At 67.5% G+C, this 2,101-nt stretch carries 3 protein-coding genes; 1 reads left to right on the top strand and 2 read right to left on the bottom strand.

Going from position 1 to position 2,101, the window contains the following annotated elements; translation table 11 throughout:
• Positions 1-614 (top strand): phosphodiester glycosidase family protein (locus ACRDUX_RS34665; protein WP_526421015.1); only part of this gene is annotated, 614 nt, incomplete at its 5' end.
• 12 nt (positions 615-626) lie between these two features.
• Here ACRDUX_RS34665 and ACRDUX_RS34660 read toward each other — a convergent pair.
• Together ACRDUX_RS34660 and ACRDUX_RS34655 are read right to left on the bottom strand one after the other, a co-directional pair.
• Positions 627-1,319: a YoaK family protein gene (locus tag ACRDUX_RS34660; protein WP_526421013.1), complete on the bottom strand. Its 693-nt coding sequence runs from the start codon at positions 1,317-1,319 to the stop codon at positions 627-629.
• 13 nt (positions 1,320-1,332) lie between these two features.
• Positions 1,333-2,101: mammalian cell entry protein (locus ACRDUX_RS34655; RefSeq protein WP_526421011.1), on the bottom strand; the 769-nt coding region annotated here is incomplete at its 5' end.

The following is a 2,101-nucleotide window of genomic DNA, read 5'->3' as shown; positions in this document are numbered from 1 at the left end:
CCTGGAAGTCGACCGGCTGCAGTTCCCCGCTTGGCGCCTACTTCGACAACACCCGCGGAGGGACACCGGCCAACGCCGCCGTCACGGGGACCCTGGCGTACGCGGGCAAACAGGCCCTGTCCGGTGGCGACGAAGTCTGGACGGCCCTGTCGACGATGATCCTGCCCGTCGCAGGCGCCCCGTTCGTCATCTCGCCGAGGGCGCCCAACGACTACGACGCCGCCACCCCCGTCATCAAGGATCTGATGGACAAGGGCATCCGCTTCGTCGCGGTCAGCGGCCTTGGGCTGTTGGCACCCGGCGACACCGGGCAGATGAACGACGGCGGTCCGAGTGCTGCCCGCACGGCGCTCGCGTACGTCCGCGACAGGGACGAGATGTACGTCTTCCAGGGCGGCAGTTACACACCGGACCAGATCCAGGATCTGTTCCGCGGACTCGGGAGCGACACCGCCATTCTGCTCGACGGGGGCGGCTCGTCGGCGATCGTGCTTCGCCGCGACACCGGTGGCATGTGGGCGGGAGCGGGCGTGCCGAAGGGGTCCTGCGACACCATGCAGGTGTTGTGCGACTCGCGTGAGCGCGCCTTGCCGAGCTGGCTCGCCTTCAGCTGATCTCAGGTCGGGCTAATTGCTCGTACCAGCGTCCCTGGCCGGTCCGAACGCGAAGATGGCGCCACTGGTCGCCACGGCCGCCGCGGCGATCGCGATGACCGGCGCTACAGTCCACAACGTCATGGTCGCGCCGAGGACTGCCCCGCCGCACATGGTGAGGATGACGCCGAAGCGGAGCTTCTCCCGCTGGCCCGTCCCTCCTGCGAGCCTGCTGTCGAAGCCGAGGCCGACGATGGTCTGCGTCAGCACCGTCGTGCTGAGTTCCTGCACCCCGAACTGTCGCGCCGTCGCGTTCTGACTGCCGAAGACGATGGCGAGTCCCGCGATGAGGATCAGCCGTCCGCCGCCCTCGTACTGCAGGACACCGGTGCCGGCGAGTATCGAAAGAATCACCAGGGCAACGACTTCGATACCCAGCGCTACGACGAGCCAGCGGCGGACGCGATCGTCCAGATGTCGTGCCAGCCTGCCACCGAGGACGGCCCCTGCGACGAAACTCGCGAACGCCACCACTGCGGCGACCAGATCGATACCCGAATGGGGCACGAACCAAAAGCCGAGGAAGATCACGTTTCCCGTCATGTTCGCGACGAAGACGTGTCCGAGCACGAGGACACTCACGGAGTCGACCAGACCCGTGGCGAACGTCAGCAACAGCAGGGCGGTGAGTGTCAACCGCTGGGAGACAGGGGATTCGACTGCCATCGCGCGACGACCGCTACAGCCGCGGGGTCAGGTCCAGCTTCGTGACGGCTACCATCTGCGTGATCAACCAGCGACTGTCCTGGCGCTTCAACGTCAACCTGTACGACAGGTAGCGCAGGGACGGTATGCCCTTGGTGACGGGGCTGGTGGCCACCGAGTTGGTGTAGACGATCGCGGTGGCGTCCGTCGGCGTCAACGACTCCACGGCCGCGCCGAGGACCTGGGTGTTGTTGGATACCTGAGCCTGCTTGTTCGGTGCGACGATCGCATCGATGTAGCGCTTGTAGTCGGCCGCGAAGTCGCCGCCGAGATACTTGGCGGAACGATCCGGCAGCTTGTCCATGTCGTCGGGTGTGTAGGTCCACAGGGTGGTGATCGCGTTCGCGGCCGTCTCCGCTATCGAGAACTTGGTCTGCACCGCGGCCCGGTCGGCGAGGTAGGGCTGAATCGTCGCGCCCGCGAACGCGGCTGCGGCGACGAACAGCACGCCCGCGGCCACCGCGACGAGCTTCAACGCCCGCCCCGCAGGTCGATGGGCAACGAGTACGCGCTCCGCGGGCTCCTCGACGGGCTCGGGTTCCGGAGCATCGTCGGACACCGTGGCTTCTTCGACGGCTTCCTCGACCGGCGGGGGCGCCGGTGGGACGTCGGCAGCCGCCTTGTCACGCTGCCACGGCAGCCGGCGCCTGCGCTTGGGCGCCGCGACGAAAGCGGTCTCACCGGTACCGGTTTCGCCGCTCTCCTCGGAAGGCTGGGTGGCCTCGACGGCCTCGGTCGCATCC

It is taken from the genome of Mycobacterium sp. (genome assembly GCF_050701675.1).
Classification (GTDB): Bacteria; Actinomycetota; Actinomycetes; order Mycobacteriales; family Mycobacteriaceae; genus Mycobacterium.
Note: the sequence above shows the minus strand (reverse complement) of the source record. Positions and strands in the feature narration are given on the sequence as shown.

Bases quoted from the DNA above. Each gene is read 5' to 3' on its own strand.
- ACRDUX_RS34660 (WP_526421013.1), bottom strand. From the start codon at position 1,319: ATGGCAGTCGAATCCCCTGTCTCCCAGCGGTTGACACTCACCGCCCTG.